Origin of the sequence: Pantoea sp. PNA 03-3, assembly GCF_003201175.1 — a bacterium.
Taxonomy (GTDB): Bacteria; Pseudomonadota; Gammaproteobacteria; order Enterobacterales; family Enterobacteriaceae; genus Pantoea; species Pantoea stewartii.
In genome coordinates, this window is record NZ_QICO01000015.1 from 1 (window position 1) to 26,109 (window position 26,109).

At 51.7% G+C, this 26,109-nt stretch carries 32 protein-coding genes and 1 pseudogene; 25 read left to right on the forward strand and 8 right to left on the reverse strand.

Translation table 11 applies throughout. The annotated features are described in order from the left end of the window. A pseudogene (locus C7433_RS22710) lies at positions 1-179 on the reverse strand (flagellin FliC); the annotation flags it as partial. 252 nt (positions 180-431) lie between these two features. On the opposite strand from C7433_RS22710, the gene fliD reads away from it, so the two are divergent. The 4 genes from fliD to amyA all read left to right on the forward strand — a co-directional run bounded on the left by fliD (position 432) and on the right by amyA (position 4,199). Next, the gene (gene fliD, locus C7433_RS22715) at positions 432-1,829 is read left to right on the forward strand and encodes a flagellar filament capping protein FliD (protein ID WP_033742060.1); all 1,398 of its coding nucleotides are present in this window, start codon (positions 432-434) and stop codon (positions 1,827-1,829) included. A 14-nt stretch (positions 1,830-1,843) separates the two neighbouring features. Next, positions 1,844-2,254, forward strand: coding sequence for a flagellar export chaperone FliS (gene fliS, locus C7433_RS22720; protein ID WP_033742062.1), 411 nt, complete (start codon positions 1,844-1,846; stop codon positions 2,252-2,254). Next, positions 2,254-2,613, forward strand: coding sequence for a flagellar protein FliT (fliT, locus tag C7433_RS22725; protein ID WP_033742064.1), 360 nt, complete (start codon positions 2,254-2,256; stop codon positions 2,611-2,613). Before fliS ends, fliT begins: the two co-directional genes overlap by 1 nt. A 104-nt stretch (positions 2,614-2,717) precedes the next feature. Continuing rightward, positions 2,718-4,199: an alpha-amylase gene (amyA, locus tag C7433_RS22730; protein WP_033742066.1), complete on the forward strand. Its 1,482-nt coding sequence runs from the start codon at positions 2,718-2,720 to the stop codon at positions 4,197-4,199. A gap of 82 nt (positions 4,200-4,281) precedes the next feature. Here amyA and yedD read toward each other — a convergent pair whose 3' ends face one another. Beyond that, positions 4,282-4,740, reverse strand: a complete 459-nt coding sequence (gene yedD, locus C7433_RS22735; RefSeq protein WP_006119487.1) for a lipoprotein YedD — start codon at positions 4,738-4,740, stop codon at positions 4,282-4,284. Positions 4,741-4,981: 241 nt separating this feature from the next. Here yedD and C7433_RS22740 point away from each other — a divergent pair, with 241 nt between their 5' ends. Beyond that, a complete protein-coding gene (locus C7433_RS22740; RefSeq protein WP_006119488.1) occupies positions 4,982-5,305 on the forward strand; it encodes a DUF6388 family protein in 324 nt (107 codons plus the stop codon). A 130-nt stretch (positions 5,306-5,435) separates the two neighbouring features. Here C7433_RS22740 and iraP read toward each other — a convergent pair whose 3' ends face one another. After that, positions 5,436-5,732: an anti-adapter protein IraP gene (gene iraP / locus C7433_RS22745; RefSeq protein WP_006119490.1), complete on the reverse strand. Its 297-nt coding sequence runs from the start codon at positions 5,730-5,732 to the stop codon at positions 5,436-5,438. A gap of 175 nt (positions 5,733-5,907) precedes the next feature. Between iraP and C7433_RS22750 the strand changes: the two genes are divergently transcribed. Then, positions 5,908-6,147 carry a DinI-like family protein gene (locus C7433_RS22750; RefSeq protein WP_033742070.1) on the forward strand — a complete coding sequence of 80 codons (240 nt, stop codon included), beginning with the start codon at positions 5,908-5,910 and terminating at the stop codon, positions 6,145-6,147. A 37-nt stretch (positions 6,148-6,184) separates the two neighbouring features. Here the strand turns inward: C7433_RS22750 and C7433_RS22755 are convergent, their stop codons facing one another. Next, positions 6,185-6,451 (reverse strand): hypothetical protein, encoded by a 267-nt coding sequence (locus tag C7433_RS22755; protein ID WP_006119493.1) that lies wholly within the window; start codon positions 6,449-6,451, stop codon positions 6,185-6,187. 249 nt (positions 6,452-6,700) lie between these two features. On the opposite strand from C7433_RS22755, the gene C7433_RS22760 reads away from it, so the two are divergent. Continuing rightward, a complete protein-coding gene (locus tag C7433_RS22760) occupies positions 6,701-6,898 on the forward strand; it encodes a hypothetical protein (RefSeq protein WP_006119494.1) in 198 nt (65 codons plus the stop codon). A gap of 254 nt (positions 6,899-7,152) precedes the next feature. On the opposite strand, the gene C7433_RS23795 is transcribed toward C7433_RS22760, so the two are convergent. Together C7433_RS23795 and fliE are read right to left on the reverse strand one after the other, a co-directional pair. Beyond that, complete coding sequence (locus C7433_RS23795) at positions 7,153-7,443, reverse strand: hypothetical protein (protein ID WP_172912775.1); 291 nt, start codon at positions 7,441-7,443, stop codon at positions 7,153-7,155. A 758-nt stretch (positions 7,444-8,201) separates the two neighbouring features. After that, a complete protein-coding gene (gene fliE / locus C7433_RS22770; protein ID WP_006119561.1) occupies positions 8,202-8,513 on the reverse strand; it encodes a flagellar hook-basal body complex protein FliE in 312 nt (103 codons plus the stop codon). A 233-nt stretch (positions 8,514-8,746) separates the two neighbouring features. On the opposite strand from fliE, the gene fliF reads away from it, so the two are divergent. From fliF to C7433_RS22845, 15 genes are all read left to right on the forward strand, one after another. Further along, positions 8,747-10,465, forward strand: a complete 1,719-nt coding sequence (gene fliF / locus C7433_RS22775) for a flagellar basal-body MS-ring/collar protein FliF (RefSeq protein WP_033742074.1) — start codon at positions 8,747-8,749, stop codon at positions 10,463-10,465. Further along, positions 10,462-11,454 (forward strand): flagellar motor switch protein FliG, encoded by a 993-nt coding sequence (fliG, locus tag C7433_RS22780; RefSeq protein WP_006119564.1) that lies wholly within the window; start codon positions 10,462-10,464, stop codon positions 11,452-11,454. Before fliF ends, fliG begins: the two co-directional genes overlap by 4 nt. Beyond that, positions 11,447-12,142 (forward strand): flagellar assembly protein FliH, encoded by a 696-nt coding sequence (fliH, locus tag C7433_RS22785; RefSeq protein WP_033742075.1) that lies wholly within the window; start codon positions 11,447-11,449, stop codon positions 12,140-12,142. Before fliG ends, fliH begins: the two co-directional genes overlap by 8 nt. After that, entirely contained in the window at positions 12,142-13,503 is a 1,362-nt protein-coding gene (gene fliI, locus C7433_RS22790; RefSeq protein WP_033742076.1) for a flagellar protein export ATPase FliI, read from the forward strand. Before fliH ends, fliI begins: the two co-directional genes overlap by 1 nt. A gap of 28 nt (positions 13,504-13,531) precedes the next feature. Further along, positions 13,532-13,975 (forward strand): flagellar export protein FliJ, encoded by a 444-nt coding sequence (gene fliJ, locus C7433_RS22795; RefSeq protein ID WP_033742078.1) that lies wholly within the window; start codon positions 13,532-13,534, stop codon positions 13,973-13,975. Continuing rightward, positions 13,972-15,240, forward strand: coding sequence for a flagellar hook-length control protein FliK (locus tag C7433_RS22800; protein WP_110269024.1), 1,269 nt, complete (start codon positions 13,972-13,974; stop codon positions 15,238-15,240). Before fliJ ends, C7433_RS22800 begins: the two co-directional genes overlap by 4 nt. 129 nt (positions 15,241-15,369) lie before the next feature. Continuing rightward, positions 15,370-15,855 (forward strand): flagellar basal body-associated protein FliL, encoded by a 486-nt coding sequence (gene fliL / locus C7433_RS22805; RefSeq protein ID WP_006119574.1) that lies wholly within the window; start codon positions 15,370-15,372, stop codon positions 15,853-15,855. Between the two features lie 4 nt (positions 15,856-15,859). Further along, entirely contained in the window at positions 15,860-16,867 is a 1,008-nt protein-coding gene (gene fliM / locus C7433_RS22810; RefSeq protein ID WP_006119575.1) for a flagellar motor switch protein FliM, read from the forward strand. Continuing rightward, positions 16,860-17,273, forward strand: coding sequence for a flagellar motor switch protein FliN (gene fliN, locus C7433_RS22815; protein WP_006119577.1), 414 nt, complete (start codon positions 16,860-16,862; stop codon positions 17,271-17,273). Before fliM ends, fliN begins: the two co-directional genes overlap by 8 nt. Position 17,274: 1 nt before the next feature. Further along, positions 17,275-17,673, forward strand: coding sequence for a flagellar biosynthetic protein FliO (gene fliO, locus C7433_RS22820; protein ID WP_110269025.1), 399 nt, complete (start codon positions 17,275-17,277; stop codon positions 17,671-17,673). After that, positions 17,673-18,404 (forward strand): flagellar type III secretion system pore protein FliP, encoded by a 732-nt coding sequence (fliP, locus tag C7433_RS22825; RefSeq protein WP_033742230.1) that lies wholly within the window; start codon positions 17,673-17,675, stop codon positions 18,402-18,404. Before fliO ends, fliP begins: the two co-directional genes overlap by 1 nt. 26 nt (positions 18,405-18,430) lie before the next feature. Beyond that, entirely contained in the window at positions 18,431-18,700 is a 270-nt protein-coding gene (gene fliQ / locus C7433_RS22830; protein ID WP_033742083.1) for a flagellar biosynthesis protein FliQ, read from the forward strand. Next, positions 18,700-19,485: a flagellar biosynthetic protein FliR gene (fliR, locus tag C7433_RS22835; RefSeq protein WP_110269026.1), complete on the forward strand. Its 786-nt coding sequence runs from the start codon at positions 18,700-18,702 to the stop codon at positions 19,483-19,485. The genes fliQ and fliR overlap by 1 nt, the downstream gene beginning before the upstream one ends. A gap of 627 nt (positions 19,486-20,112) precedes the next feature. Next, positions 20,113-20,748: a transcriptional regulator RcsA gene (gene rcsA, locus C7433_RS22840; protein ID WP_006119584.1), complete on the forward strand. Its 636-nt coding sequence runs from the start codon at positions 20,113-20,115 to the stop codon at positions 20,746-20,748. A 136-nt stretch (positions 20,749-20,884) separates the two neighbouring features. Beyond that, positions 20,885-22,591 carry a methyl-accepting chemotaxis protein gene (locus tag C7433_RS22845; RefSeq protein ID WP_110269027.1) on the forward strand — a complete coding sequence of 569 codons (1,707 nt, stop codon included), beginning with the start codon at positions 20,885-20,887 and terminating at the stop codon, positions 22,589-22,591. 106 nt (positions 22,592-22,697) lie between these two features. Here C7433_RS22845 and dsrB read toward each other — a convergent pair whose 3' ends face one another. Both dsrB and C7433_RS22855 read right to left on the reverse strand, forming a co-directional pair. Beyond that, a complete protein-coding gene (gene dsrB, locus C7433_RS22850) occupies positions 22,698-22,892 on the reverse strand; it encodes a protein DsrB (RefSeq protein ID WP_006119586.1) in 195 nt (64 codons plus the stop codon). A gap of 62 nt (positions 22,893-22,954) precedes the next feature. Next, positions 22,955-23,113 (reverse strand): YqaE/Pmp3 family membrane protein, encoded by a 159-nt coding sequence (locus C7433_RS22855; RefSeq protein ID WP_006119587.1) that lies wholly within the window; start codon positions 23,111-23,113, stop codon positions 22,955-22,957. 304 nt (positions 23,114-23,417) lie between these two features. On the opposite strand from C7433_RS22855, the gene C7433_RS22860 reads away from it, so the two are divergent. The 3 genes from C7433_RS22860 (at position 23,418) to C7433_RS22870 (ending at position 26,060) form a co-directional block, all read left to right on the forward strand. Further along, positions 23,418-23,648, forward strand: coding sequence for a DUF2525 domain-containing protein (locus C7433_RS22860; RefSeq protein ID WP_033742085.1), 231 nt, complete (start codon positions 23,418-23,420; stop codon positions 23,646-23,648). A gap of 365 nt (positions 23,649-24,013) precedes the next feature. Then, the gene (locus C7433_RS22865; RefSeq protein ID WP_110269028.1) at positions 24,014-24,799 is read left to right on the forward strand and encodes a mannosyl-3-phosphoglycerate phosphatase-related protein; all 786 of its coding nucleotides are present in this window, start codon (positions 24,014-24,016) and stop codon (positions 24,797-24,799) included. 40 nt (positions 24,800-24,839) lie between these two features. Beyond that, positions 24,840-26,060 (forward strand): glycosyl transferase, encoded by a 1,221-nt coding sequence (locus C7433_RS22870; RefSeq protein ID WP_033742089.1) that lies wholly within the window; start codon positions 24,840-24,842, stop codon positions 26,058-26,060. Positions 26,061-26,109 lie beyond the last annotated feature (49 nt).

Genomic DNA, 26,109 nt, shown 5'->3' on the forward strand with positions numbered 1-26,109 from the left:
AGGCCGTTGATGTTAGAGCTGAAGCGGTTAGCGATAGCTTCGCCGGCTGCATCGTCTTTTGCGCTGTTGATACGCAGGCCAGAAGACAGGCGCTCAATTGCAGTACCCAGAGAAGACTGTGACTTGCTCAGGTTGTTCTGGGTAACCAGCGACAGGGTGTTAGTGTTAATCACTGCCATGATGTTTTTCCTTTAAAAAATTGAGCCATATTAGGCGTCTGAATTCGGCTAGCTTACCGACAACCTGATTATCGTCAGCCCTCGTTCAACCTTTAGAAAAAAAATTCAGTAATTTTTCGCCAGCCAAATCCGGGAAGACAATTAAAGAAAGGGGTTTTATTCAGCCATCAATTTTTTCAGAAACAGGCTAATCTTTTGCCACTCGCTGCCGATACCCATTTCACTTAACGTAAACTCGTAAAGGATTAAAGCATGGCAAGTGTAAGTTCACTCGGTGCTGGTACGAACCTCGACCTGAATACTCTCTACAGCAGCCTGGAATCCGCTGAGCAGACTAAACTGACGCCTATTACTAAGCAGCAGGCGTCCTATAACGCTCAGCTTACCGCCTGGGGCGTGGTGAAAACCGGCCTGTCAAAATTGCAGACCGCGGCGGCGGCATTGCAAAATGCCTCGACAATTGCGGCTACGAAAGTCACCAGCACGAATACCGCTTTCACTGCCACGCTGGCGAGCAAAGCCTCCGCCGGTAACTATTCTATTGAGGTTACTCAACTCGCCTCTTCGCAATCGCTGCTGTCAAAATCAGCCAGCAGTAAAGATACCGATTTAGGTGATCAGAGCCTGGCATCTCGCACGATTACGATTTCCCAGTCTGGGCAGAAATCGCCGCTCACGGTAACACTGAGCAAAGATCAAACCAGCCTGTCTGATATTCGCGATGCGATTAATAAACAGCAAGGCAGCGTAAACGCCAGTATTATTAAAGCAGACGATAATACCTATTATCTGTCTCTGACTGCACGCGACAGTGGCACAGCGAATGCGATGACGGTCAGTACGGACGACGGCACGCTGTCCCAGTATATTAATTACAGTTCGGGTGGCAGCAGCAACGCGATGACCGAACAGGTTGCCGCTAAAGATGCGCAGTTAAAAATTAACGGCGTGTCCATCACCCGCAGCAGCAATACCGTCACGGACGCGCCTGAAGGTGTCACGCTCAACCTGACGAAAACCACCGCTGCAAATACACCGGAAACGCTGACCGTCGCCACAGACAATCAGCCAATGACGGCGGCAATCCAGGCTTACGTGGATGCCTACAACTCCCTGCAAACCACTATCGGTAACCAGACGAAATACACGGCGGTGAAAGCGGGTGAGTCGCAAAGTTCCGGTAACGGCGATCTGTTGGGTGATAATACCTTACGTAACATCCAGACCAGCCTGCGCAGTCAACTGTCCAGCGCACAAGCCAGCGGAAACCTGACCAGTCTGTCACAACTGGGGATCACGCAGGACGTTAACGGCAAGCTGACTGTGGACAGCACCAAACTGGACAAAGCCCTGACCAATCAACCGACAGATGTCCTGAACTTTCTGACGGGTGACGGTAAAACAACCGGGTTTGCCACACAGGCAAATAACAAACTGACGCAGATACTGGCCAGTGACGGACAGGTACAAAATGCCACTAACGGCATTAATACCTCACTGAAAAAACTGTCCGATCAGTACGACGAAGTAAACAGCCAGATTGCGGCGACCATGGCGCGTTACAAAACACAGTTTACCAGTCTGTCTACCCTGGTCAGCTCCATGACCCAGACCGGTAACTATTTGACCCAGCAGTTCGCCAAACTATAACAGGAGTGGTAAGCATGTACGCTAAGTCCGGTATTCAGGCCTATGCGCAGGTAGGTGTGGAAAGCGCCGTATTAAGCGCCAGCCCACATCAGCTGGTCGTGCTGCTTTTTGATGGCGCCCTGAGCGCCATGAAAAAAGCTGCCATTTTAATTGAGCAAGGCGATATTCCCGGTAAAGGTAACGCCTTATCTAAGGCCATTAATATCATTACTAACGGGCTGCGCGCAGGCCTGAACCATGAGGTTGGCGGTGAAATTTCAGCTAATCTCGACGATCTGTATGAATATATGACCCGTCGTCTGTTACAGGCTAACCTGAACAACGACCTTGAGGCCATTACGGAAGTCGAAGGCTTGCTCAATAATATTGCGGATGCGTGGAAACAGATTGGCCCTAATTACCAGCCACAGCAGGATACCTTTTAATGAGTCATCCACTCGAGCTGCTAAAAGGATATCAACACTTACTCACGCTCAGTAATGCCATGCTGGAAAATGCCCGGCAGGGACAATGGGATGAGTTGCTTAGTTGCGAATCAACTTACGTTAGTAGCGTCGAGCGTGTTGCGCGTGATAACGATGCCAGTGCGCTGTCCGCATTACAGCGGGCACAAATTCGCCCGGTACTTGAGCAAATTCTGAAGAATGAAACCACGCTGAAGACGTTGCTGGGTGAACGTATGAGCGAACTGCGCTCGCTGGTCACGACCTCAACGCAGCAACACAACATTGTCTCTTCTTACGGCAAGATGGCGGGTAATATTCTTTACCCAAAAGACCAGTAAAGGCCGACTTATGCGGGTAAACACTCTTTTTTTAGTTTACCCGCGTAATTTCTTCACTCTTATCCCATACTTCCAGTTCCCTCTCCTCTGACTGGACGTTTGTCATGCACAACCCAACCCTTTTGCAGTTTTTCCACTGGTATTATCCCGATGGCAGCACGCTGTGGCCGGAAGTCGCAGAAAAAGCGGCCCTGCTTAATGACATCGGCATCAACATGGTCTGGCTGCCCCCTTGCTATAAAGGCGAGTCCGGTGGTTATTCGGTGGGTTATGACAGCTACGATCTCTTCGATTTAGGCGAGTTTGAGCAAAAAGGCAGCGTCGCCACCAAATATGGTGATAAGCAGCAGTTGCTGGCTGCCGTCAATGCGCTGCGCAGCCACAACATTGGCGTGCTGCTGGATGTGGTTCTCAACCATAAAATGGGCGCGGACGAGAAAGAACAGGTGAGCGTAAATCGCGTTAACCCGGATAATCGTGATGAAATTTATCCCGAGGTCGTGGAATGCGAAGCCTGGACAAAGTTTACGTTTCCGGCGCGGGCAGGCGAATACTCGACATTCATCTGGGATCATAAGTGTTTTAGCGGGGTCGACCATATTGAAAATCCCGATGAAAACGGCGTGTTCAAAATTATCAACGATTACACCGCTGAAGGCTGGAACGACCAGGTGGATAACGAGTTAGGTAACTTTGATTATCTGATGGGCGCCAATGTTGATTTCCGCAATAAGGCGGTGAGCGAAGAACTCAAATACTGGGCGCGCTGGGTCATGGAGCAGGTCCCCTGCACCGGCTTTCGTCTGGACGCGGTAAAACATATCCCGGCCTGGTTTTACAAAGACTGGATCGAACATATTCAGGACGTCGCTAACGAACCGCTGTTTATTGTGGCGGAATACTGGTCCTTTGAAACCGAAAAGTTGCAGGAATATATCAATCAGGTGGAAGGCAAAACGCTGCTGTTTGACGCCCCGCTGCACATGAATTTTCATCAGGCGTCTAAAGCCGGCAGCGATTATGACCTGAGCAAAATTTTTGATAACTCGTTGGTATTAGCCGACCCGTGGCATGCCGTGACTATCGTGGCCAACCACGACACACAGCCGCTGCAGTCTCTGGAAGCGCCCGTTGAAGCCTGGTTTAAGCCGCTGGCTTATGCGCTGATTCTGTTGCGCGAGCAAGGCGTTCCGACCATTTTTTATCCGGACCTTTTCGGTGCCCACTATGAGGATGAAGGCGGAGACGGTGAAATGCATCAGGTCGATATGCCGGTCATTCCTGAACTCGAAGGGCTGATTCGTGCCCGTCAGCAATTTGGCTGGGGCGCGCAAACCGATTACTTCGACCATCCTAACTGCGTCGCGTTCAGCCGCAGCGGAACCGCTGAAAAGCCGGGCTGTATTGTGATCATGTCGAATGGCGAAGCGGGGGAAAAACAGATTTCAATGGGAGAAGGATATGCCGGGAAAGTATGGTATGACTATCTGGGACATCAATCCGATACCGTTACGACGGACGACGCCGGCAGCGCCGTGTTTCGCTGTAATGCAGGCAGCGTGAGTGTCTGGGTTGTTGAGGCGTAAAACCACAGGTCCGCTGCTTTTTCTGGCGCGGTAACAGCCTGCGCATCAGCGCAAAGCGGTCCTTAAGACCGCTTTGCGTCATTTATTTGTTCAGAACCGGACGCATAATCTCGGGTTCGATATTCTGAATCACATCCACACCGGGATGTTGGGCCGCTTCCTGTAAAGCTTTCTGGCATTCCACCGTGGGTCGATCGACCTTACGCAACGTAAGCCCGTCGTAATCCAGCTCACCGCCATCCAGATCCAGTGTCATAATGCGTAACTGACGCGTGACATTGACATAATCGCCATTCAGCTGCGTCAATTTGCCTGGCTTCGCAATGACCCGTTGCCACTGCCGGCAATCCAGCGTACTGCCGTCCGCGTTGATAATCAGACTCCCAATCGCCTTGTCGCTAATCAGGTTACTCTGCGGCCCAACCGTCTGCCAGTTGCCTTGTAAATTTGCCGGGGCCGGCGTTTGCACCGCACTTTGATAACTGTTTATTTGTGCGCAGCCACTCAGCGCCAGTGTGGCAATCAGCATCCAGTTTTTCATCTTTGATCCCTAAATCCGGTTAATGGCGGCTACGTTATAATTTTTACCGCCAGATGTGCAAGATATCTGAGGGATGAAATCAACGTAAAGCGCGCTTTTCCTGGATTCATCACGCACCGGGTGATGTTTATTCCCTTCCCTGCCGGCTTTTATCGCTGTGAATGAACCTGTCCTCTCCGGCCTGACAAGGGAGGCACAACAGGCTACACTGTCGCCCTGCATTACATCTCAGAGATTTGTCATGAAAACTCCAGAAGCTTATTATGCCCAGGCACGCCAAATGTTCTTCACTGCCCACGCCGATTTTCAGGCCGCACTCGATGAACTGACCGAACAGGATGCCCGTGCCGCCAATATGTCCCTGCGTGAATTGCGCGAGTGGCACGCCGAACGCATTTATGCCGCCTTTTTACGCCAGAAAAATCTTGATGGTATGATTTTTTCGATTCAACTGGCAGAGCCGGATAAAGCCGTCGCCGCCGAAGCCATCGAAGCCTATCTCCGATCGCATGCCGAATCTCTGGGAATGAGTTGGGAAGAATTTTGTATAAAGAACGAGCTCTAGCTATACCTCAGCTGTGCGGACAGGAAGAATAACGGCGATGGCGTTGCGCAGCGTCGTGACAACAAACGGTTAATGCCTTTGATACGGCCTCGCTGGCGGCAGAAAACCCCTCTGCCGCCAGCGTTAACCATCACTCTTCTTGTTCGAGCTTTCCCCTCACCTCAACATACTTAGCCACGGCCAGTAATCGGTTGAGGTGCGTGAGCAACAGATCAATATCAGACTGCATGAACTCTGATGAGGAACGCGATGCCGTGACAATGGCATCCTGCACCGTCTCAGAAATCGTTAACGCATTATCTTGTTTCGCCTGGACTAATAAAGCGGCAACCAGCAATGACTGCGCTTCGACCTGAGCAGTCAGTTCCTTTGCATCGACATCCATTTTTGCCAGTTTAAGCAGAATATCAATAACCAATTGTCGCATTGCACTTCTCCCGGTGAGTGAGCGCATATATCGTTAAGAGCGCCCTCAGAGTAAACCAGATAAAAATGCTTTTCTACGCGGGACCTAAAAAACGGATTCATGCAAACATCAGCTTGATACTGTTTTTATTTACAGTAAAATGGCAACGCGATTTTGCCCTGAAGGGATGGTTATTATGTTTGTAGAGTTAATTTACGATAAGCGTAATGTCGCGGGCCTGCCAGGGGCGCGCGACATGATATTGGCAGAGCTTGAAAAGCGTGTGCATCGTGTTTTTCCTGACATCGAGGTCAAGGTGAAACCGATGGAACGTAACGCGATAGAAACCGACCTCAGCAAGAATGATAAAGCCACTGTCGCGCGTCTGGTGGAAGAAATGTTTGATGAAGCCGAGTTTTGGCTGGTGGCGGATTAATCCGTTAATCGCCACCCCTCAGTTAGCGGGAGATACCTTAACTCTCCTGCTCACTGTGGTTGATTTCAATTTCAATATCCTGAATGGCTTTCTCCAGATCTTCCAGCAACGTTCCCTGCTTATTCAGTAATGCGTCAATACGGGCCGCATTCCCTTCATCCTTGTATTCACCGGCATCAAAGGCTAACCAATGGGCGGAAAGCGTCTCAGTATTCGTTTGCGCATAGTGGCGCATTTCTTTCAACTGGGATGCCACGTCACGCAGATAATCGGTTTTGCTTTTAGTTTCGATTGAATCACTCATGCTGTGTTTCCTTTTGGTTGTTTTTCCAATGAAAATATCGTCTGGAGATTTAAAGGTAGGACAATATAGCGGTTTTGCATTAGGAATAATCGGAAGTCACTTTTACAGGACATGGCTTCTCGCCGTGGTCAGGCGGAAAACGGCGGTGTCATACCCCGTCCTTACGTGATGATAAATATGCTGACGGGTCTCCGCCCACAGCTTTGTTGTGCTGGTCTAGACTTAGAGGACGACAAAGAGGAGCACACGATGCACAACCAAAGTAACGATAAACGTAAACATGAAGGCGATGTCAGCAAAGGATTACCCGAAGCCGCACCTAATGCGGGAAATGCCTACGAGGAAGATGATCATCCCGCAAACGATGCACCGAAAGATCACGGTGAAGTGCCCAGAAAAAATGATGACAGTCAGGATGATAAAAAGGATCCTTTCAAAGCATCATGACATGTCACCGTCTGCCCACTGAACCGGGGCAGACGGTGATCTGCCCCATGCTTTGAAGCCGGTGCAGTCATTATTTTAAGGCCAGCAGGATGAGAAGCCATGCCTCCCTGCTCGTTAACCCAGCTGGCCTGGCATGTGGGCTGCTCGCCTGGCAACGGTCAGGGACGGGCGGGCAACAGGCTTTGGCCCTTTATTCAACGGTTCGCAGGCGCAGAAAACCGCCGGCTACGGGAACGGGCCCCCTCTGCACGTGATCAGGCTTGCTGATTTAAATAATCGACCAGCATCTCAAGATTAATCCGGTGAGGGCCGTCTGGATAAAAAACATCCTGCGCCGGTCGATGGGCATCGAATAACGGTTGCAGATTCACATCCCGATCCAGCAACTGAATCGTCCTCTCAGTCAGTTTGTAAGAAATTACTGTGCAGGAACCTTCCGGGATTTTATCTATAAAATCTGACTTCCGGTTTTCCGAATAGACTTCATATTTAATCTGCTCACCACTTTTTGAGTTCGTGAGAAGTGTTTGAATTAAGTATCTCATGTTGATATATCCGTGAGCAGAATGAATGCTGACATTAATATCAGGCGACAGATTTAAACAGTTAAATATTTTAATTAGATTAGAAGAGGAATATTTCCGTTTGATGTGTAAACGGGGATGGAAGCCGCGTGGTGCCTGTTACGCTGCTGTCGCAACCCGCGTCGCCGTTAAGGTAAACAGGTTTTGCTGGCTTACGAATACATACCAGATTACATCTTTTGCTTTCAGTATTTCATTTTTTACTTCCCACCTTCAGGGATATTTTTAGTTATTAAGCTAACTAATTTTGCTTTTAAAAGTCGTAGAAAAATTACAACATTAGAAATGATATTTTTTGACGCAGGAACCGTGCTGAAAATACTTTAGCGGATGGCGTCATGCAGCCGTAACCGGCACAGCGAAAATGTCATAGTGAACGCCTGCACGGAAGCGAAGGATAAAGATGCAGGATATATTTTCTTTCGGCAAGGAAAGGAGAATAAACACCGACAGGTAGATGTCTGAAGTAAAGGGATGATGAGGCAGGTCGTGATGCGATAATCGCGTCTCAGACGCGGCCCTGACAAGCCCAACTCAGCTACCGCGCGCGGCTGGCATGGCCTGAACGCATCAGGAAAGGTTATCAGGTGTACGATTGCATCGTTGAACACGTATAAAGCAACAAGAAGGCGCTTTTGGTAAAGCCACATTCTGTGTCGCTCTTGTCCCAACTCAACGCCGCCAGGCATATACCTGATAATAAAGACCCGTTTTCCCGACTACACCTGCATGTTCATGATGTCGGTATAGGCCGAAACCAGCTTGTTCCTGACCTGAATCCCCATCTGCATGGAGATAGACGATTTTTGCAGATCGACCATCACATCGTTTAAAGCGACACCGGGTTTCCCCATTTCGAACGCCTGCGCCTGGCTACGGGCGGTGGTCTGGGTTTCGCTGATTTTGTCCAGAGCGGCCTTCATGGTCGCGCCAAAATCGATATGGCTGTTGACCTCATCGCTTTTGTTATTGGCCTGAAGCGAGGTCATCTGTAACTGCTGTAAAACACCGTCGATTGCCTGAATTGACATAGTTGCTACCTCATTAAAAAAGATGAAGATTTTTGACGTGGGGAGAAGTTAACACATTGTCAATAAGACAAAGCCGCTAAATGACGCTAAAAACCGTGGCTTATTCACCCATCGAATTTTGCGTTTCATCAAATAATGCCAGGCATTGAAGTAGAAATTTTATTTAAGCAGGTCAGGGAGTCTGTTTTGCCATCACAACTAACCCGGTCAATTACGTCAGGCAGGAATCGGTCATGAATGCGAGTGCAGCCGCCACACAAAATGAAGAAACGAAAGGCTTTGGTGACCTTCTCGCTCGCCTGCGTGCCAATCCACGTATTCCGTTAATCGTCGCAGCCGCAGCCGCTATCGCTGTGGTTTTTGCGTTGGTGCTCTGGGCCAAAACACCGAACTACAGCGTATTGTTCAGCAACCTGTCCAATGAGGACGGGGGTGCCATTGTCACGCAGTTGACGCAAATGAATGTCCCTTATCGTTTCGCGGATAACGGCGGTGCATTAATGGTGCCGGAAGATAAGGTGCATGAGCTGCGCCTGCGTCTGGCTGAACAGGGCCTGCCTAAAGGTGGCAACGTCGGTTTTGAACTGCTGGATAAAGAAAAGTTCGGTATCAGCCAGTTCAGCGAGCAGGTGAACTACCAGCGCGCACTGGAAGGCGAGCTGGCACGTACTATCGAATCTCTGGGGCCGGTGAAAACGGCGCGCGTCCATCTGGCGATGCCTAAACCAACCCTGTTCGTACGTGAGCAAAAAGCGCCATCCGCGTCTGTGACGTTAACTCTGCAGCCGGGCCGTGCGCTGGATGAAGGTCAGATTCAGGCCATCACGCACATGGTTTCCAGCAGCGTGGCCGGTTTACCGCCGGGGAACGTGACCGTGGTCGATCAGAGCGGTCATCTGTTAACCCGTTCTGACGCAGTAGGCCGTGATCTGAACGATGCACAGCTGAAATATGCCGCCGAAGTCGAAGCGCGTTACCAGCAACGTATCGAAGCGATCCTTAACCCGATTCTGGGCCAGGGCAATGTCCATGCGCAGGTAACGGCACAGATTAACTTCGATACCAGTGAACAGACGGATGAGAAGTACCAGCCGAACGGCGATCCGAAAAACGCGTCTATTCGCTCTCAGCAGACCAGCACCAGCGAGCAGACGGGCAGCCCTTATCCGGGCGGCGTACCGGGCGCACTGTCTAACCAGCCTGCGCCAGCCAATACGGCCCCGATCAATACGGCCAATAACAATGCGGCCAATGGCCAGAATGCCAATGGTCAGAACAATGCAGCCAATGGTCAACGGACCAGCACAGCCTCTACCAGCAGTGTACCGACCAACTCGCGCCGTGATGATACGGTGAACTATGAGCTGGATCGTACCATTCGTCATACCAAGATGAATGTGGGTGACGTGCAGCGCCTGTCTGTTGCCGTGGTGGTGAACTATCGCGAAGACGATAAAGGCAAAGCGATTGCGCTGAATGAGCAGCAGCTGAAGCAGATTGAAGACCTGACGCGCGAAGCCATGGGCTATTCACAGACACGTGGCGACACTGTCAACGTGGTGAACTCGCAGTTTAATACCACCGAGCCTGTATCGACTGAACTGCCCTTCTGGCAACAGCAGTCGTTCTTTGATCAGCTGATTAATGCAGGTAAATGGCTGTTGGTTGCGCTGGTGGCGTTCATCCTGTATCGCAAAATGGTGCGTCCGCATGTTCTGCGTAAGAAAGCCGCAGAGCAGGCCGCTGCAGAAGCTCAGGCTGCCCGTGCTGCTCAGCAGAACGATCAGGAAGCTTACAGCGTCCAGCTCAGCAAAGATGAACTTGAGCAGGAACGTAAATCTAATAACCGCATGAGCGCTGAAGTCATGAGCCAGCGTATCCGCGACATGTCTGAAAACGATCCGCGCGTTGTTGCGCTGGTGATTCGCGAATGGATGAGTAACGAACTATGAGTCTGACCGGTACTGAAAAAAGCGCCATTCTGATGATGACCATTGGTGAAGAACGCGCGGCGGAAGTCTTTAAGCACCTGAACCAGCGTGAGGTTCAGCATCTGAGTGCCGCGATGGCCAGCATGCGTCAGGTCTCGCATAAGCAACTGACCGAAGTGCTGCGTGAGTTTGAAGGCGATGCCGAGCAGTTCGCGGCACTGAGCCTCAACTCGAACGATTACCTGCGCTCCGTGCTGACCCGGGCGTTGGGTGAAGAGCGTGCGTCAAGCCTGCTGGAAGATATCCTTGAAACCCGCGATACCACCAGTGGTATGGAAACGCTCAACTTCATGGAACCGCAGGCCGCAGCCGATCTGATTCGCGACGAGCATCCACAGATCATCGCGACTATCCTGGTCCACCTGAAACGGGGTCAGGCTGCCGATATTCTGGCCTTGTTTGATGAGCGCCTGCGTCATGACGTCATGCTGCGTATTGCTACCTTCGGTGGTGTGCAGCCGGCAGCGCTGGCAGAACTGACCGAAGTCCTGAACAGCCTGCTCGACGGTACCAACCTCAAGCGTGCGAAGATGGGCGGCGTGAGAACGGCGGCCGAAATTATCAACCTGATGAAAACGCAGCAGGAAGAAGCGGTTATCGAAGCGGTACGCGACTTCGATGGCGAACTGGCACAGAAAATTATCGACGAGATGTTCCTGTTCGAAAACCTGGTGGAAGTGGACGACCGCAGTATCCAGCGTCTGTTGCAGGAAGTGGAATCCGAGCAGTTGCTGATCGCCCTGAAAGGTGCCGAGCAGCCGCTGCGCGAGAAGTTCCTCAAAAACATGTCAGCCCGTGCGGCCGATATCCTGCGCGACGATCTGGCCAACCGTGGTCCGGTACGTATGTCTGCAGTAGAGAACGAACAGAAAGCGATCCTGCTGGTGGTGCGTCGTCTGGCAGAGTCCGGCGAGATGGTAATCGGTGGCGGCGAGGAAACCTATGTCTGATGCATTTTCCGCCCGCCCCTGGCAACTGTGGCAGCCTGTAGAACTGGGGCGTCCTGAAGAGCCCGCGACGATTCAGGCTGAACCCGAAATCGAATTCTTCGAATCAGAAGAAGACGAACAGCAACAGCAGTTTGAGCAGATGCAGCAGCAGTTGCGTAAAGAAGCCCACGGTCAAGGCTACAGCGAAGGCCATCAGCAGGGGTTTAATGAAGGTCAGAAAGCCGGCTATGACGCGGGCTTTCAGCAAGGCCTTGCTGATGCGCAGCAACAGCAGGCTCCCTTACAGGCGCGAATGCAGCAGCTGGTGACGGAATTTCAAAATACGCTGGAATCGCTGGACAGCGTCATTGCTGCCCGCCTGATGCAGCTGGCTCTGGAAGCCGCGCGTTCGGTGATTGGTCAGGCCACCACGGTGGATGGCAGTGCGTTGCTGCGCCAGATTCAGGGCTTACTGCAGCAGGAGCCCATGTTTAGCGGTAAGCCGCAGCTTCGGGTGCATCCTGATGACCTGCTGAGGATTGAACAAACACTGGGGCCAACGCTTGATCTGCACGGCTGGCGTTTACTGGCTGACAATACGCTGCACCCCGGCGGCTGCAAGCTCAGTGCCGAAGACGGCGATCTTGACGCGAGCGTGGCAACCCGCTGGCAGGAACTGTGCCGTCTTGCCGCACCTGGAGAGTTTTAATGACCACTCGTCTGAACCGCTGGCTGGGCTCGCTTGATGCCTTCGAAAGTCGTATTGCGCAGGTGCAACCTGTTCGTCGCTATGGACGGCTGACGCGTGCCACCGGCCTGGTTCTCGAAGCTACCGGCCTGCAGTTGCCGCTCGGTTCGACCTGTGTGATTGAACGTAATGACGGTAAAACGATTAGCGAAATTGAAAGCGAAGTCGTGGGCTTCAACGGTCAGAAACTGTTGATGATGCCGCTGGAAGAAGTGGACGGCATTCTGCCCGGCGCGCGCGTTTATGCCCGTACCACCGGCGATAACCCTCATTCAGGTAAACAGCTGCTGCTGGGGCCACAGCTGTTAGGCCGGGTGCTTGATGGCAGCGGCCGCCCACTGGATGGCTTACCTTCCCCGGAAACGGGCTACCGTGCTCCATTGAACACACCGCCGTTTAACCCTTTACAGCGCACCCCTATTACCGATGTGCTGGACACCGGCGTTCGGGCGATTAACGCCCTGCTCACCGTTGGCCGGGGACAACGTATGGGCTTGTTCGCCGGATCAGGCGTGGGTAAAAGTGTGCTGCTCGGCATGATGGCGCGCTATACCCAGGCCGATGTGATCGTGGTGGGCTTAATCGGTGAACGTGGCCGTGAAGTTAAAGACTTTATTGAAAACATCTTAGGTGCTGAAGGCCGCGCCCGTTCGGTCGTCATCGCCGCGCCGGCAGATGTCTCACCGCTACTGCGTCTGCAGGGTGCCGCTTACGCCACGCGCATTGCGGAAGATTTCCGCGATCGCGGTAAACATGTTTTATTAATCATGGATTCGCTGACACGTTATGCCATGGCGCAACGTGAAATCGCGCTGGCGATTGGTGAGCCGCCGGCCACCAAAGGTTATCCACCTTCCGTATTTGCCAAACTGCCCGCCCTGGTTGAACGCGCGGGTAACGGCATTGATGGCGGCGGCTCGATCACGGCGTTTTATACCGTACTGACCGAAGGCGACGATCAGCAGGACCCGATTGCTGACTCTGCGCGTGCCATCCTTGACGGCCACATTGTGCTGTCACGTCGTCTGGCCGAAGCCGGCCATTATCCGGCGATTGATATTGAAGCCTCAATCAGTCGTGCCATGACGTCACTGATTGATGAAAACCATTATGCACGCGTGCGCCAGTTCAAACAGTTGCTCTCGAGTTTCCAGCGCAACCGGGATCTGGTCAGCGTCGGTGCCTATGCCGCCGGTAGCGATCCGATGCTGGACAAAGCCATTCAGCTTTATCCGCAGATGGAAGCCTTCCTGCAACAAGGCATTTTTGAGCGCAGTGAGTACGACGATGCCTGCCTGCATTTACATGCATTGTTCGGTTAATTCGCGCGTTTGATATGAGGACATCGTAATGAAAACAGTCAATGCCATTGACACTTTGCGTGACCTGGCGGAACAGGATCTTGAACGCGCCGCCGTGCTGTTAGGCGATATGCGGCGTGGCCAGCAGGCTGCAAACGAGCAGCTCAGTATGTTGCTTGACTATCAGGATGAATACCGCAACAAGCTGAACAGCGACATGTCCAGCGGTATTGCCAGCAACCGCTGGACGAACTATCACCAGTTCATTCAGACGCTGGAAAAAGCCATTGAGCAACACCGCAGTCAGTTGCAGCAATGGAATCAACGGCTTGAACAGGCACTGGTTAACTGGCGTGAAAAACAACAACGCCTCAATGCCTATCAGACGCTGATTACCCGGGCAGAAGAAAATGCATTACGACAAGAAAACCGTCTCGACCAGAAACGGATGGATGAATTTGCCCAACGGGCTGCACTGAGGAAAGGCGAATGATTACGCTGCCAAACATTGCGTTGACAACGAAAACAACCGGCACCGCTGAAACATCGGGGACAACCGATCTGCTGGGCGGTGGCGAGGCGCTACCGAAGGACTTTATCACTACGCTGGGAAATCAGTTGCTTTCCCTGGCGAAACTGCACAGTAAAACCACAGTTGCAGCAGAAAAAAATAGCGTCGCTGATGACGACAGCAAGGTTGCCACGTCGTTGAATGCATTGATCTCTTCGCTGGAAAACCCGACTGCACTCAGTGCGCTGTTTAAACCGGAAAATATTAAAGCCGGTACAAAATCAGCCGATGATAAGGGTGACGCGAAAGAGGCCGCGCTGAACAGCAGCGATATGCAAAATATTCAGGCGCTGTTTGCCATGTTACCGGCAACCGGCTTGCAACAGGCCGTGAAAGACAGCACGACGACGCGTGACGTGGATATGCAACGCGATGCCGGACCGCGTTCGGCCTTATCGGCACTGACGCAGGCGGTGACCACGGCACTGAGCGGTGATGACAAAGAGGCGAAAAACAGCAAGCTGCAGGATGGCGGTCGCCTGGCCAGTAACGTTGACCAGGCCAGCCGTGGGGTAACGCCCGCAGCCACGACGCAAACCGCATCGACACCGGCACAGTTGACGACAGACGCCAGTTTTCAGCAGATACTGAGCAGCGTCAACAAGCAGGATGAGCGTCCGATAAACGCTGCAGCCAGCGATAATCAGACGATGATTGCCGCGCCGATAGCCAGCGCCAGCAGCGTTATGCAACCCTTCACGGCCTCTGCGTCGATGAACACGCCGTCTACGCCGATGCTGAATGCCCACCTGGGTAGCAATGAATGGCAGCAGGCCCTGAGTCAACAAATTGTGATGTTCAGTCGTAACGGCCAGCAGAATGCGGAGTTACGCCTGCATCCAGAAGATCTCGGTGCGATCCAGATCAGCCTGAAACTGAATAACGATCAGGCACAGTTAAATATGGTTTCAGGTCACAGCCATGTCAGGGCTGCACTGGAAGCCGCGCTTCCTCAGCTGCGCACTGCGCTGGCTGAAAATGGTATTAACCTGGGTGAGAGTCAGGTCAGCAGTGACAGTTTCGCGCAAGGGCAAAGCTTCCAGCATCAACAGGAGGCGCGTCGCGACGGACAGCACGGCAGCTTCTCTCTGACCCAGGACAGTGATAACGACATCACGCCGATTGCCGTACCGCAGGCTCTTCAGGCCCGGTTAAACGGTAAGGGCGCCGTAGACACCTTTGCCTGACAGCGACAAACGCTGAAGGTAAGCGTAAAACCCGTGTCTTTTCTTGCCATTGTTTGACTTAAGACACGCGATAATCTGTTCAGGTGAGCCGAGAGGCTCGCCCATAATTCACAGGAAGTAACTGCTAAAATGTCTGATAACGCGAAAGCTAAAGGTCGCAAACGTAAAATCCTGATTCCAGTGTTGCTGATCGTAACACTGGCCGCTTGCAGCGTGGCAGGCTATGCAGTCTGGCGAATAATGAATAAACATGAGGGCGATAAGCCGGAGGTCGCGAAAGTTGAACCGCCTCCCGCCCCGGTCTTTTTTGCACTTGATACATTTACGGTTAACCTGGTCAATCCCGACAACGATCCAGACCGTGTACTGTACGTAGGGTTTACTCTGCGTCTGCCGGATGAAGAAACGCGTCGTCGGATGAGTGACTATCTGCCTGAGGTTCGCAGTCGTCTGTTACTGCTGCTTTCTCGCCAGAGCGCTGCTGCGCTGGCGACAGAGCAAGGAAAGCAAGCGCTTGTTGAGCAAATCAAACAGGCGCTGGCACCACCGCTGGTGAAAGGTCAACCTCCGCAGGTCGTAGACGACGTACTGTTTACCGCCTTCATTTTGAGGTGAATCAATGGGCGACAGCATTCTCTCCCAGGCTGAAATTGACGCGCTATTAAACGGCGACAGTGGCAGCGCGGAAGAAGAAAAGAAACAAAACGGTCCAGAGGGCGATATTCGCCCTTATGATCCCAATACCCAGCGCCGCGTGGTGCGCGAGCGTTTACAGGCGCTGGAAATTATTAACGAGCGTTTTGCCCGTCATTTCCGTATGGCGCTGTTTAACCTGCTGCGCCGTAGCCCGGATATCAGCGTGGGCGCGATCAAGATTCAGCCATACCATGAGTTTGCCCGCAACCTGCCGGTGCCAACGAACCTGAACCTGATCCACCTGAAGCCGCTGCGCGGCACGGCTCTGGTCGTGTTTTCACCGAGCCTTGTGTTTATTGCCGTTGATAACCTTTTTGGCGGAGATGGGCGTTTTCCGACTAAAGTAGAAGGACGTGAGTTCACGCATACCGAGCAACGCGTCATTCGTCGTATGCTGAAACTGGCGCTTGATGGCTACAGCGATGCGTGGAAAGCGATTTATCCTCTGGATGTCGAGTACGTCCGTTCGGAAATGCAGGTGAAGTTCACCAACATCACCACATCGCCTAACGATATCGTCGTCAACACGCCGTTCCAGGTCGAGATTGGCAACCTTGTCGGTGAGTTCAACATCTGTATTCCGTTTTCGATGATTGAACCTTTGCGTGAAATGCTGGTGAATCCGCCGCTGGAAAACTCGCGGTCAGAAGATACACACTGGCGGGACAATCTGGTGAAGCAGGTTCAGCATTCTGAACTGGAACTGATTGCCCATTTTGCTGAAACGTCGTTGCGTCTGTCACGCGTGTTGCAGCTGAAACCCGGCGATGTCCTGCCGATTGAAAAACCCGAGCGCATTATTGCCCACGTGGACGGTGTGCCTGTTTTAACCAGCCAGTACGGTACACTTAACGGTCAGTATGCGCTGCGTGTAGAACATTTGATTAACCCGATTTTGAATTCGCTTAACGAGGAACAGCCCCATGACTGACAGCAAGAAACCGTCCGATGACACCATCTCTGCGGACGATCTGTGGGCTGAAGCAATGAATGAGCAGGTGGGCTCTGGTGCCAGCACCTCACAGAGTGATGACGTTTTCAAATCGTTTGAAAGCAGCAACACTTCAGGCTCATTGCAGGATATTGACCTGATTATGGATATCCCGGTAAAACTGACTGTGGAACTGGGCCGCACCAAGATGACCATCAAAGAACTGCTGCGTCTGACACAGGGTTCTGTGGTCTCACTGGATGGTCTCGCAGGCGAGCCGCTGGATATCCTGATTAACGGTTACCTGATTGCGCAGGGTGAAGTCGTGGTCGTTAACGACAAATATGGTGTGCGTATCACCGACATCATTACGCCTTCAGAACGTATGCGCCGTCTGAGCCGTTAATATGAATAACCAGAATCATACTGTCCAACCGGCTACACCGCAGACGCCCGCCATCTCAGCGGGCTCTGTACTGACTCAGGTAAGTGGTGTTCTGGTTGTTATTATCCTGTTGATTCTGGCATGCGCCTGGCTGGCCCGTCGTATGGGCTTTGCGCCGAAAAAAGTCGGCAGCCGTGAGCTGACGCTCACGGCCAGTGTCCAGGTCGGTCAGCGCGAGCGCGTCGTCATCGTTGATACGCCAGATGCCCGTCTGGTACTGGGCGTAACGGCACAGCAAATTACCCACCTGCATACGTTGCCACCGGCTTCACCCGATGTAGACACCGCGGAAAAGGCAGCACCGCAGGATTTTCGTCAGTTATTACAGAATCTGGTTAAACGTCCCGGAAAAAACCCATGATGCGTCGACTGCTCCCTCTTCTGCCGCTGCTGTTGCTGGCACCGGTTGCTCACGCCCAGTTACCAGGCCTTGTAAGCCAGCCATTAGCCAATGGTGGCCAGAGCTGGTCACTTCCGGTACAAACGCTGGTATTTATTACCTCGTTGACGTTTCTGCCGGCCATTCTGTTAATGATGACCAGCTTCACCCGCATCATTATTGTTTTTGGTCTGCTGCGTAATGCGCTGGGCACGCCCTCTGCGCCGCCCAATCAGGTATTACTTGGCCTGACGCTCTTTTTAACTTTTTTTATTATGGCACCTACCTTTGATAAAATTTATCAGGATGCCTATCTGCCTTTCAGTCAGGATAAAATCAGTATGGATGTGGCCATTGATAAAGGCGCACAACCCCTGCGTGAATTTATGCTGCGTCAAACGCGTGAAGCTGACTTAGCGTTATTTGCCCGTCTGGCAAATACGCCTCCCATTGTCGGGCCGGAAGCCGTGCCGATGCGTATTTTATTACCTGCTTATGTGACCAGTGAATTAAAGACCGCCTTCCAGATTGGATTTACCGTCTTTATTCCTTTTTTAATTATTGACCTTGTCGTGGCCAGCGTATTAATGGCGCTGGGTATGATGATGGTGCCGCCGGCAACCATCGCCCTGCCCTTTAAATTAATGTTATTTGTTCTGGTGGATGGCTGGCAGTTGCTGGTTGGATCGCTGGCACAAAGTTTCTATTCCTGATCTTGTGAATTGCACAGGAGATATTCATGACACCTGAATCGGTAATGGTAATGGGCCAGGAGGCGATGCGCGTCGCGTTGCTGCTGGCCGCTCCGATGCTGCTGGCCGCCCTGGTCAGCGGTTTACTGGTGAGCTTGCTACAGGCAGCGACCCAGATTAATGAACAAACGCTGTCTTTCATTCCTAAGATTATTGCGGTGGCGGCCACGGGCGTCGTTGCCGGTCCCTGGATGTTAAACGTCTTGCTGGATTATATCCGCACCGTTTTTTCTAACCTGCCCTATATCATCGGCTGATGATTACGCTCGACAGCAGCCAGCTTGTTCACTGGATAAGCCAGTTTTTCTGGCCGTTGGTGCGCATTCTGGCGCTGATTGCGACAGCGCCGGTATTGAGTGAGCGCGCCATCAGCAAACGGGTGAAAATCGGCCTGGCGGCCATGATCACCTGGCTGCTGGTCCCGCTGTTACCGCCGGTGAACGTCACCCTGTTTTCGCCGGCCGGTTTCATGCTGCTGATTCAGCAAATGCTGATTGGTATCGCCATTGGTTTTACGATGCAGTTTGCCTTTGCAGCTGTCCGGGCGGCCGGTGAACTGATTGGTTTGCAGATGGGTCTGTCATTTGCGACGTTTTTTGATCCCGCCAGTCGGCTTAATATGCCGGTCCTTGCGCGTTTTCTCGACATGCTGGCCATGTTACTGTTTTTATCCTTCAACGGGCATTTGTGGCTTATCTCACTGTTGGCGGACAGTTTTCATACACTTCCTGTAGGTGGAACACCACTTGAAGCTAATGCTTTTATGGCGCTGGCAAAATCAGGCGGCATGATTTTCCTTAATGGCATGATGTTAGCGTTACCCTTGATCGTTCTGCTACTCACGCTAAACATGGTCCTGGGTTTGTTAAACCGTCTTTCACCACAGTTATCAATCTTCGCGATCGGCTTCCCGATTACCTTATCAGTCGGCATTTTGACGATCAGCCTGCTGATGCCCCTTCTCGCCCCGTTCTGTGAGCACCTGTTCGGCGAAATATTTGATCTTCTGGCCCAGTTCCTCACCGAACTGTCCCCCTCCTGAACATTAAGTATCTAACTATTTTTCCTTTTCCATACTTAAGAAATTCACAACTATCCGGGCATTTTTCAAACCATATTTTCCAGAAATCAACTAAGGATATTCTGATAAATGTGCGATAAGTCTTAAAATAATTCTTATTAAACCGCGCATCGCGTATTTTAGTCGGGCGGTACACAGAGTCATCGACAGGGTTGTTTTGGTGATAAAATCGGCAATGCATTGAAATTAAAAAAGAAAAAATATTGTGTGATTTTTCTTGTCAGAAAATGTTTTTTCCGGCATTGTCAACTCACTCTTCAGCCTTACACTTTCGTGAAACAAATGTTTTTAAGACTTGTCCTATCAGAAAACTCTGGGTTTTCAGCGATAGTGACATTGCTCCCAAAAACGGTGTTTCGCTCCGGTACGACTTTACATCAATACCCGATGTGGATTCGACGCCAGGTGTGGGGCCAGAGTAAGAAAAAATTTTGCAGAACGGGTCAAGGAAGAAGACTTTTACGGGCGTTTGCCCGTTGCCACGCTGCATCAGCAGAATAAAAAAAAGCGCTTTGGAAATCTTCTCGTACCGCAACGCGTAATTCATCGTTGATTTAAACGGATAACAAATTGGTGAGGGTCGCTAACATGCCAACGATTATTATGGATTCCTGCAACTACACACGCCTGGGATTATCGGACTATATGTCTTCTAAAGGAGTGAAGAAGAAAAATATTACTTCTGTCTCCGATATTGAGCAATTACAGCAAAGATGTGAGCAGTTGAAACCAGGTGTTGTGTTTATTAATGAAGACTGTTTCATTCACGAAACCGACTCAAGCGAGCGCATTCGCAGCATTATTAATCAGCATCCCGAAACACTCTTTTTTATTTTTATGGCCATCAGTAATATTCATTTTGAAGAATATCTGTATGTCCGAAAAAATTTAATTATTACATCGAAAGCCATTAAACCTTCAACGCTGGATTCTCTCCTTAGCACGTATTTGCAAAAGAAACTTAACATGTCTCCGCGTATTTCCTCAGGGCTGGACGTTCACCCTCTGACGTTGAGCCAGACTGAGTCAAATATGCTGAAAATGTGGATGTCGGGTCATGATACCATCCAAATATCCGACAAAATGCAAATTAAAGCTAAGACGGTCTCTTCCCATAAAGGAAACATTAAGCGGAAAATTAAAACGCACAACAAGCAGGTTATTTACCATGTCGTGCGCTTAACCGATAACGTGACCTCTGGTATTTACGTCAACGTAAGATAGTTTGCCGCCTCACAGAACTGGCCCAAAAGGCCGGTTTTTTTTAGTGATTAGCGATCAAGATCTCAATTTTCAGCATAAACCTTTTCCTGCTCCTGCCGATGTTTTTTTCATCAGGCCCCCTTAAGAGAGCAAGGAAATGAACACAACGCTGATTAATGAAGGACATCACAACGTCAGTTTTTGGCAGAATCTCAGACTGGTCCCGCTGTTTAGTTTGATTTTCGGCGGGATATTATTTTTGTTCGCACTCTGTATAGGCATTTCCAGCTACTTCCTCATCCTGAGTAATCAGTCGTTGAAAGATGCAACTGAGGAAATTCAGGTCCGCAACGGTCTGATCGACAGCTCCTCAAACCTCCGCTCTGCCCGACTGAATATCATCCAGGCCGGTGCGGCCGCGCGTATTGGTGAGATGGATGATTTCAATGCCAACCTTGCCGCAACGGATGAGCGTATTAAGCAGGCTGAAAATGGCCTCAACGTCTACCTGAACCGCAAGAATAAAACCCCCGAAGACGTCAGGCTGGACGAAGAGCTCACTACTCGCTTCAAAGAGTATGTTCAAAAAGGCCTGAAGCCGATGATTGATGCCGGTAAACAGGGCAGTTTCGAAAGCATCATTGCCCAGGAAACCGACACCACGCGTAAACTGGATAACGCTTATAACGCTGTGCTGGTCAAGGCGATCAAACTTCGGGATATCCGTTCTGATTTCATTAACGCCAAGGCTGCCGAACAGTCACGTATTGGTTTTATTTCCATGGGTGGTGCGTTTGTGGCTGCGCTGGTGCTGGTGCTGCTGACCTTTGTTTTTCTCCGTCGGGTCGTGATCACGCCTTTACGCAAATCGGTTGCCCATATTGAGCGTATCGCTCAGGGTGACTTAACCGCCCCTTCAGTACCGCACGGTCGTAACGAAATCGGCTTACTACTGGATAATCTGCAGCGCATGCAGGAATCGTTAGTCAGAACGGTCGGTTCGGTGCGTGAAGGCGCTATCGCCATTTATCAAGGCTCCAGTGAAATTTCAGCCGGTAACACCGACCTCTCCTCGCGGACGGAGCAGCAAGCCGCCGCCCTTGAGCAGACCGCAGCCAGCATGGAGCAGTTAACGGCGACGGTGAAACAGAACGCCGATAATGCGCACCATGCCAGCCAACTGGCAGCCGATGCATCAGATAAAGCACGCAACGGTGGCGACATGGTCAGTGGTGTAGTGAAAACCATGAACGATATTTCTGGCAGCTCGAAGAAAATTGCTGAGATCACCAATGTGATTAACAGCATCGCTTTCCAGACCAATATTCTGGCGCTGAACGCCGCCGTCGAAGCCGCGCGCGCAGGAGAGCAAGGGCGTGGCTTTGCGGTTGTTGCGAGTGAAGTCCGTAGTCTGGCACAACGCAGCGCCCAGGCCGCGAAGGAAATTGAATCCCTGATTGCCGAGTCTGTGAAGTTAGTCAGCAGTGGCTCGCATCAGGTTGGCGAGGCCGGCAGTACGATGGGTGAAATTGTCGAAGCGGTGCGTCGCGTGACCGATATCATGTCTGAGATTGCTGCCGCCTCGGATGAACAAAGCCGCGGTATTCAGCAGGTGAGCCAGGCGGTAACGGAAATGGATAACGTGACCCAGCAGAACGCCTCGCTGGTTGAAGAAGCCTCAGCGGCGGCGGCATCACTGGAAGATCAGGCGGGTAAACTGACGAAAGCGGTTTCCGCATTTCGCTTAGTCGACACACCGGTCGCGAAAACTCCCGATGTTAAAGACGTGGCACCGAAAGCGAGCTCACCCGTGCTACGTCCGGTAGCCACTACCTCTGGTCATGAAAACTGGGAAACGTTCTGACCCAAGCGGACGCCCCTGTCCTGTGACATGCGTGACAGGACAGATAAAAGTAAACGCCCGCGACATCCTCAGACATCGCGGGCGTTTTCATCAGACTGACCGATAATCAGGCGGGAACCCAGGGCTCGACAAAAACGCCGTCCCGGTGATTATTCTCGTTAAAAAACCAGATCCCCTGCGGGTAATCGTCCAGCGCCACCAAAAACATCGTCCCTTCGTTAAAAGGTTCTACCGCCAGGATCGTACCGATTCGCCGGGGTCCACCGTCGGTTTTAACGCTTACGCGATCGTCTACCTTCATCTGTTACTCTCCAGAAACGTTCCTGATAACAGTGTAATGGAAGCGTAGGACGAATGCAGGCATTAACGTCGGGCAATCACCCACACGGCATGGACGATGCCGGGAATGTAGCCGCACAAGGTCAGTAAAATGTTCAGCCAGAACGCGCCGCCAAAACCGACCTGCAGGAAAACGCCCAGTGGTGGAAGTAAAATAGCGATAAGAATTCGAAGTAAGTCCATAACCATTCCTTTAGGTACTGAGAAAAACCGTTTTGCTTACCAATATAGCCGTTTTCTGAAGGGTTACAGGAAAAGTCAGGTAAATCTGAGTCAGGGTTTTTTTCGTTTTCCTGACACTTCACAGCCGGACGTTTAACACGAGAATCGTTACACTTCATTGCGTTGCTTTCCTACCCCAGGAAAACAACACACCCAAAGTAACAAGGATTATTTTGCCCGCGCAGCGCGGGCTTTTTTTTACCCTTCCCTGCTGTCAGCCCGCCGTTCTATACTCAGTATTCACGTTGCTCTTTGGAGGCAGACTATGACGCATTTTCTCGCTTCAGATGAAAACCAAAGTGATCGGGACAGTGAAATGGATGCGCTTCTTCATGCCATCCAGCGTGACACGGCAGGACAGGTACAGGACTATTTTTCGCCTCAGGTTGCGCAGGCTGAAAAAAATGCTGGCGGGCCGACAGCGCCGTGCCGTGAACCTGCGGAGCAGTGTGAGATGGACATTCACGATTGCCGCTACAGTGAGATCAATCGCTAGCGGGATCGCTCGCCGGGCGGAATAGCAGGCAAAAAAATACCCGGCACAGGCCAGGCAAGTATTCAAATCGTTACACCAGGGAAGACATACTGCTTTCTCAGAGTAGCTGTTCCGGTAATGAAAACAAGCTTCTGCGATGCACGTTTCGCTCATCTTATTCTGCTCCTGCTCTCCTCCTGCCTACGCAAGCCGCAGCGTGCGCGCCATGCGTCGTGCACATTCTGACCGCTCCCGCTTTTTGTCCTATCGGGTTTTAAGAATCCTCCTGGTTCTGTCTGCATGAGTACGGAACCTCGGGCCTTTTCAGGACTCAACTACACTAAACAGATGCCGTGGCTAACCTGAGCCGTGTGGAGGAGACCTGGATGCCCAACCTGAATGAATCGCTGATGATCGTGACCGACCTCGATGGATCGCTGCTTGACCACCACGACTACAACTGGGATGCCGCCACAGCATGGCTGGAGACCTTCAGCCAGCATCAGGTTCCTGTGGTGATTTGCTCCAGCAAGACGGCGGCGGAAATTCTGCCGCTGCAACGAAAAATCGGGATTAGCGGTACGCCGTTTATCGCCGAAAACGGCGCGGTTCTGTACTTCCGCGAGGACAAACCCGTTCGTATCCCTGACGATAAGCTGAACTACGTCGCCATCTGTCGGATTCTTAGCGCGATGAAACAGCAGTTCCGCTTTAGCGGCTTTCAGGATTTTAGCGACAGCGACGTGTCGGCAATGACAGGTTTACCGGACGCCGAGGCCGCGCTCGCCCGCCAGCGCGATGCCTCCGAAGTTATCGTCTGGCGCGATACCGACGAGGCGTTAGACCGTTTTCGCCATGCGCTGGCTGACTACCATTTGACGCTTACCCAGGGCGGCCGCTTCTGGCACGTGATGCCGGCCCGAAGCGGAAAAGGCCATGCCCTGCATAAATTACTGTCGCATTACAGCCATCAGGATCTGATCACGATTGGACTGGGTGATGGCCCTAACGATGCACCTATGCTCGATGCGGTCGATTATGCCATCGTGATTAAAGGCTTCAGCAAAAACCCTGTCACGTTAACGCGTAATGATGGGCAGGTTTATCATACAACGCATCACGGCCCTGAAGGCTGGCGCGAAGGTCTGGACCATTTTTTAACGCAGCCATGAACGGCTGTGGTTCCTCGGGCAACCCCATAAGGATGATGCAATGAGTGATTTCTTTCAGAATGGCGTAATTACTAACTTTCATAATCTCACGCACCGCAGCGTCGAATCGCTGGAAAAAGAGATGGTGCGTTTTGCGCGTAAACGCAAAATGGGGTTAATTCTGCCCTCCCTGTTTTCTGAGCTGGAAGGACCGGCACTGAGCAAAATCGTCGATGAACTGGCGAAAGTGCCGTATCTGAATGAAATTGTCATCGGCCTTGACCGGGCCGATCGCGATCAGTTCCTCCATGCCCGCGAGTTCTTTTCTCGCCTGCCGCAGCGCCATCGGATCTTATGGAATGATGGTCCCCGCCTGAAGGCGATCGACGCGGAACTGGACAAAGAAGGTTTGTCGCCGACGAATCCGGGCAAAGGGCGTAACGTCTGGTTCTGCACCGGCTATACGCTGGCCTCCGACCGCACCAGCTGTGTCGCGCTACACGATTGCGATATTGTTACCTATGAGCGCGGTATGCTGGCACGTCTGCTTTATCCGCTGGCGAATCCCGCGTTTCAGTATGAGTTTTGTAAAGGGTTTTATGCGCGCGTCGCCGACGGCAAACTCAATGGTCGCGTGGGCCGTTTATTAGTCGGGCCGCTGCTGCGTTCCCTGCAAAAAGTGTATGGTCACTCGGAGTACCTTGATTACCTCTCCAGTTTCCGTTACCCGCTCTCCGGCGAGTTCGCCATGCGTACTCATGTCCTTAACGGGATTAAAATTCCGGGTGACTGGGGCCTGGAGATTGGCGTGCTCTCCGAGATCTATCGCAATTACACCACACGCCAGTCGTGCCAGGTTGAGATTGCGGATAATTATGACCACAAGCATCAGCCGCTGGCAGAGGATGACGGAACAGGCGGCCTGAAGCGCATGAGCAACGATATTGTTCAGTCGCTTTTACGTAAACTTGCCACCATGGGCGTGCCGCTCACCAGCGACTCCTTCCGCGTGCTGAAAGCCACCTACTATCGCAACGCGTTAGATATGATGGAAATCTACAATCATGAGGCCGCCATGAACGGACTGAAATTCGATCAGCACGTGGAAGAGGCTGCGGTCGAGATGTTTACCCAGGCTATCCTGGATGCGGGTCAGTCCTTTATAGAACGCCCAAATGACAAGCCGTTTATCCCAAGCTGGAGTCGGGTTCAGTCTGCCTTCCCGGATATTCTGCAACGAATTTACAAGGCGGTAGAAGAGGATAATGACGGTAACGTCTAGTGTGCCATAGGTGGAAGACAGGCTATTACGTGACGTGATGCCTGGAAGG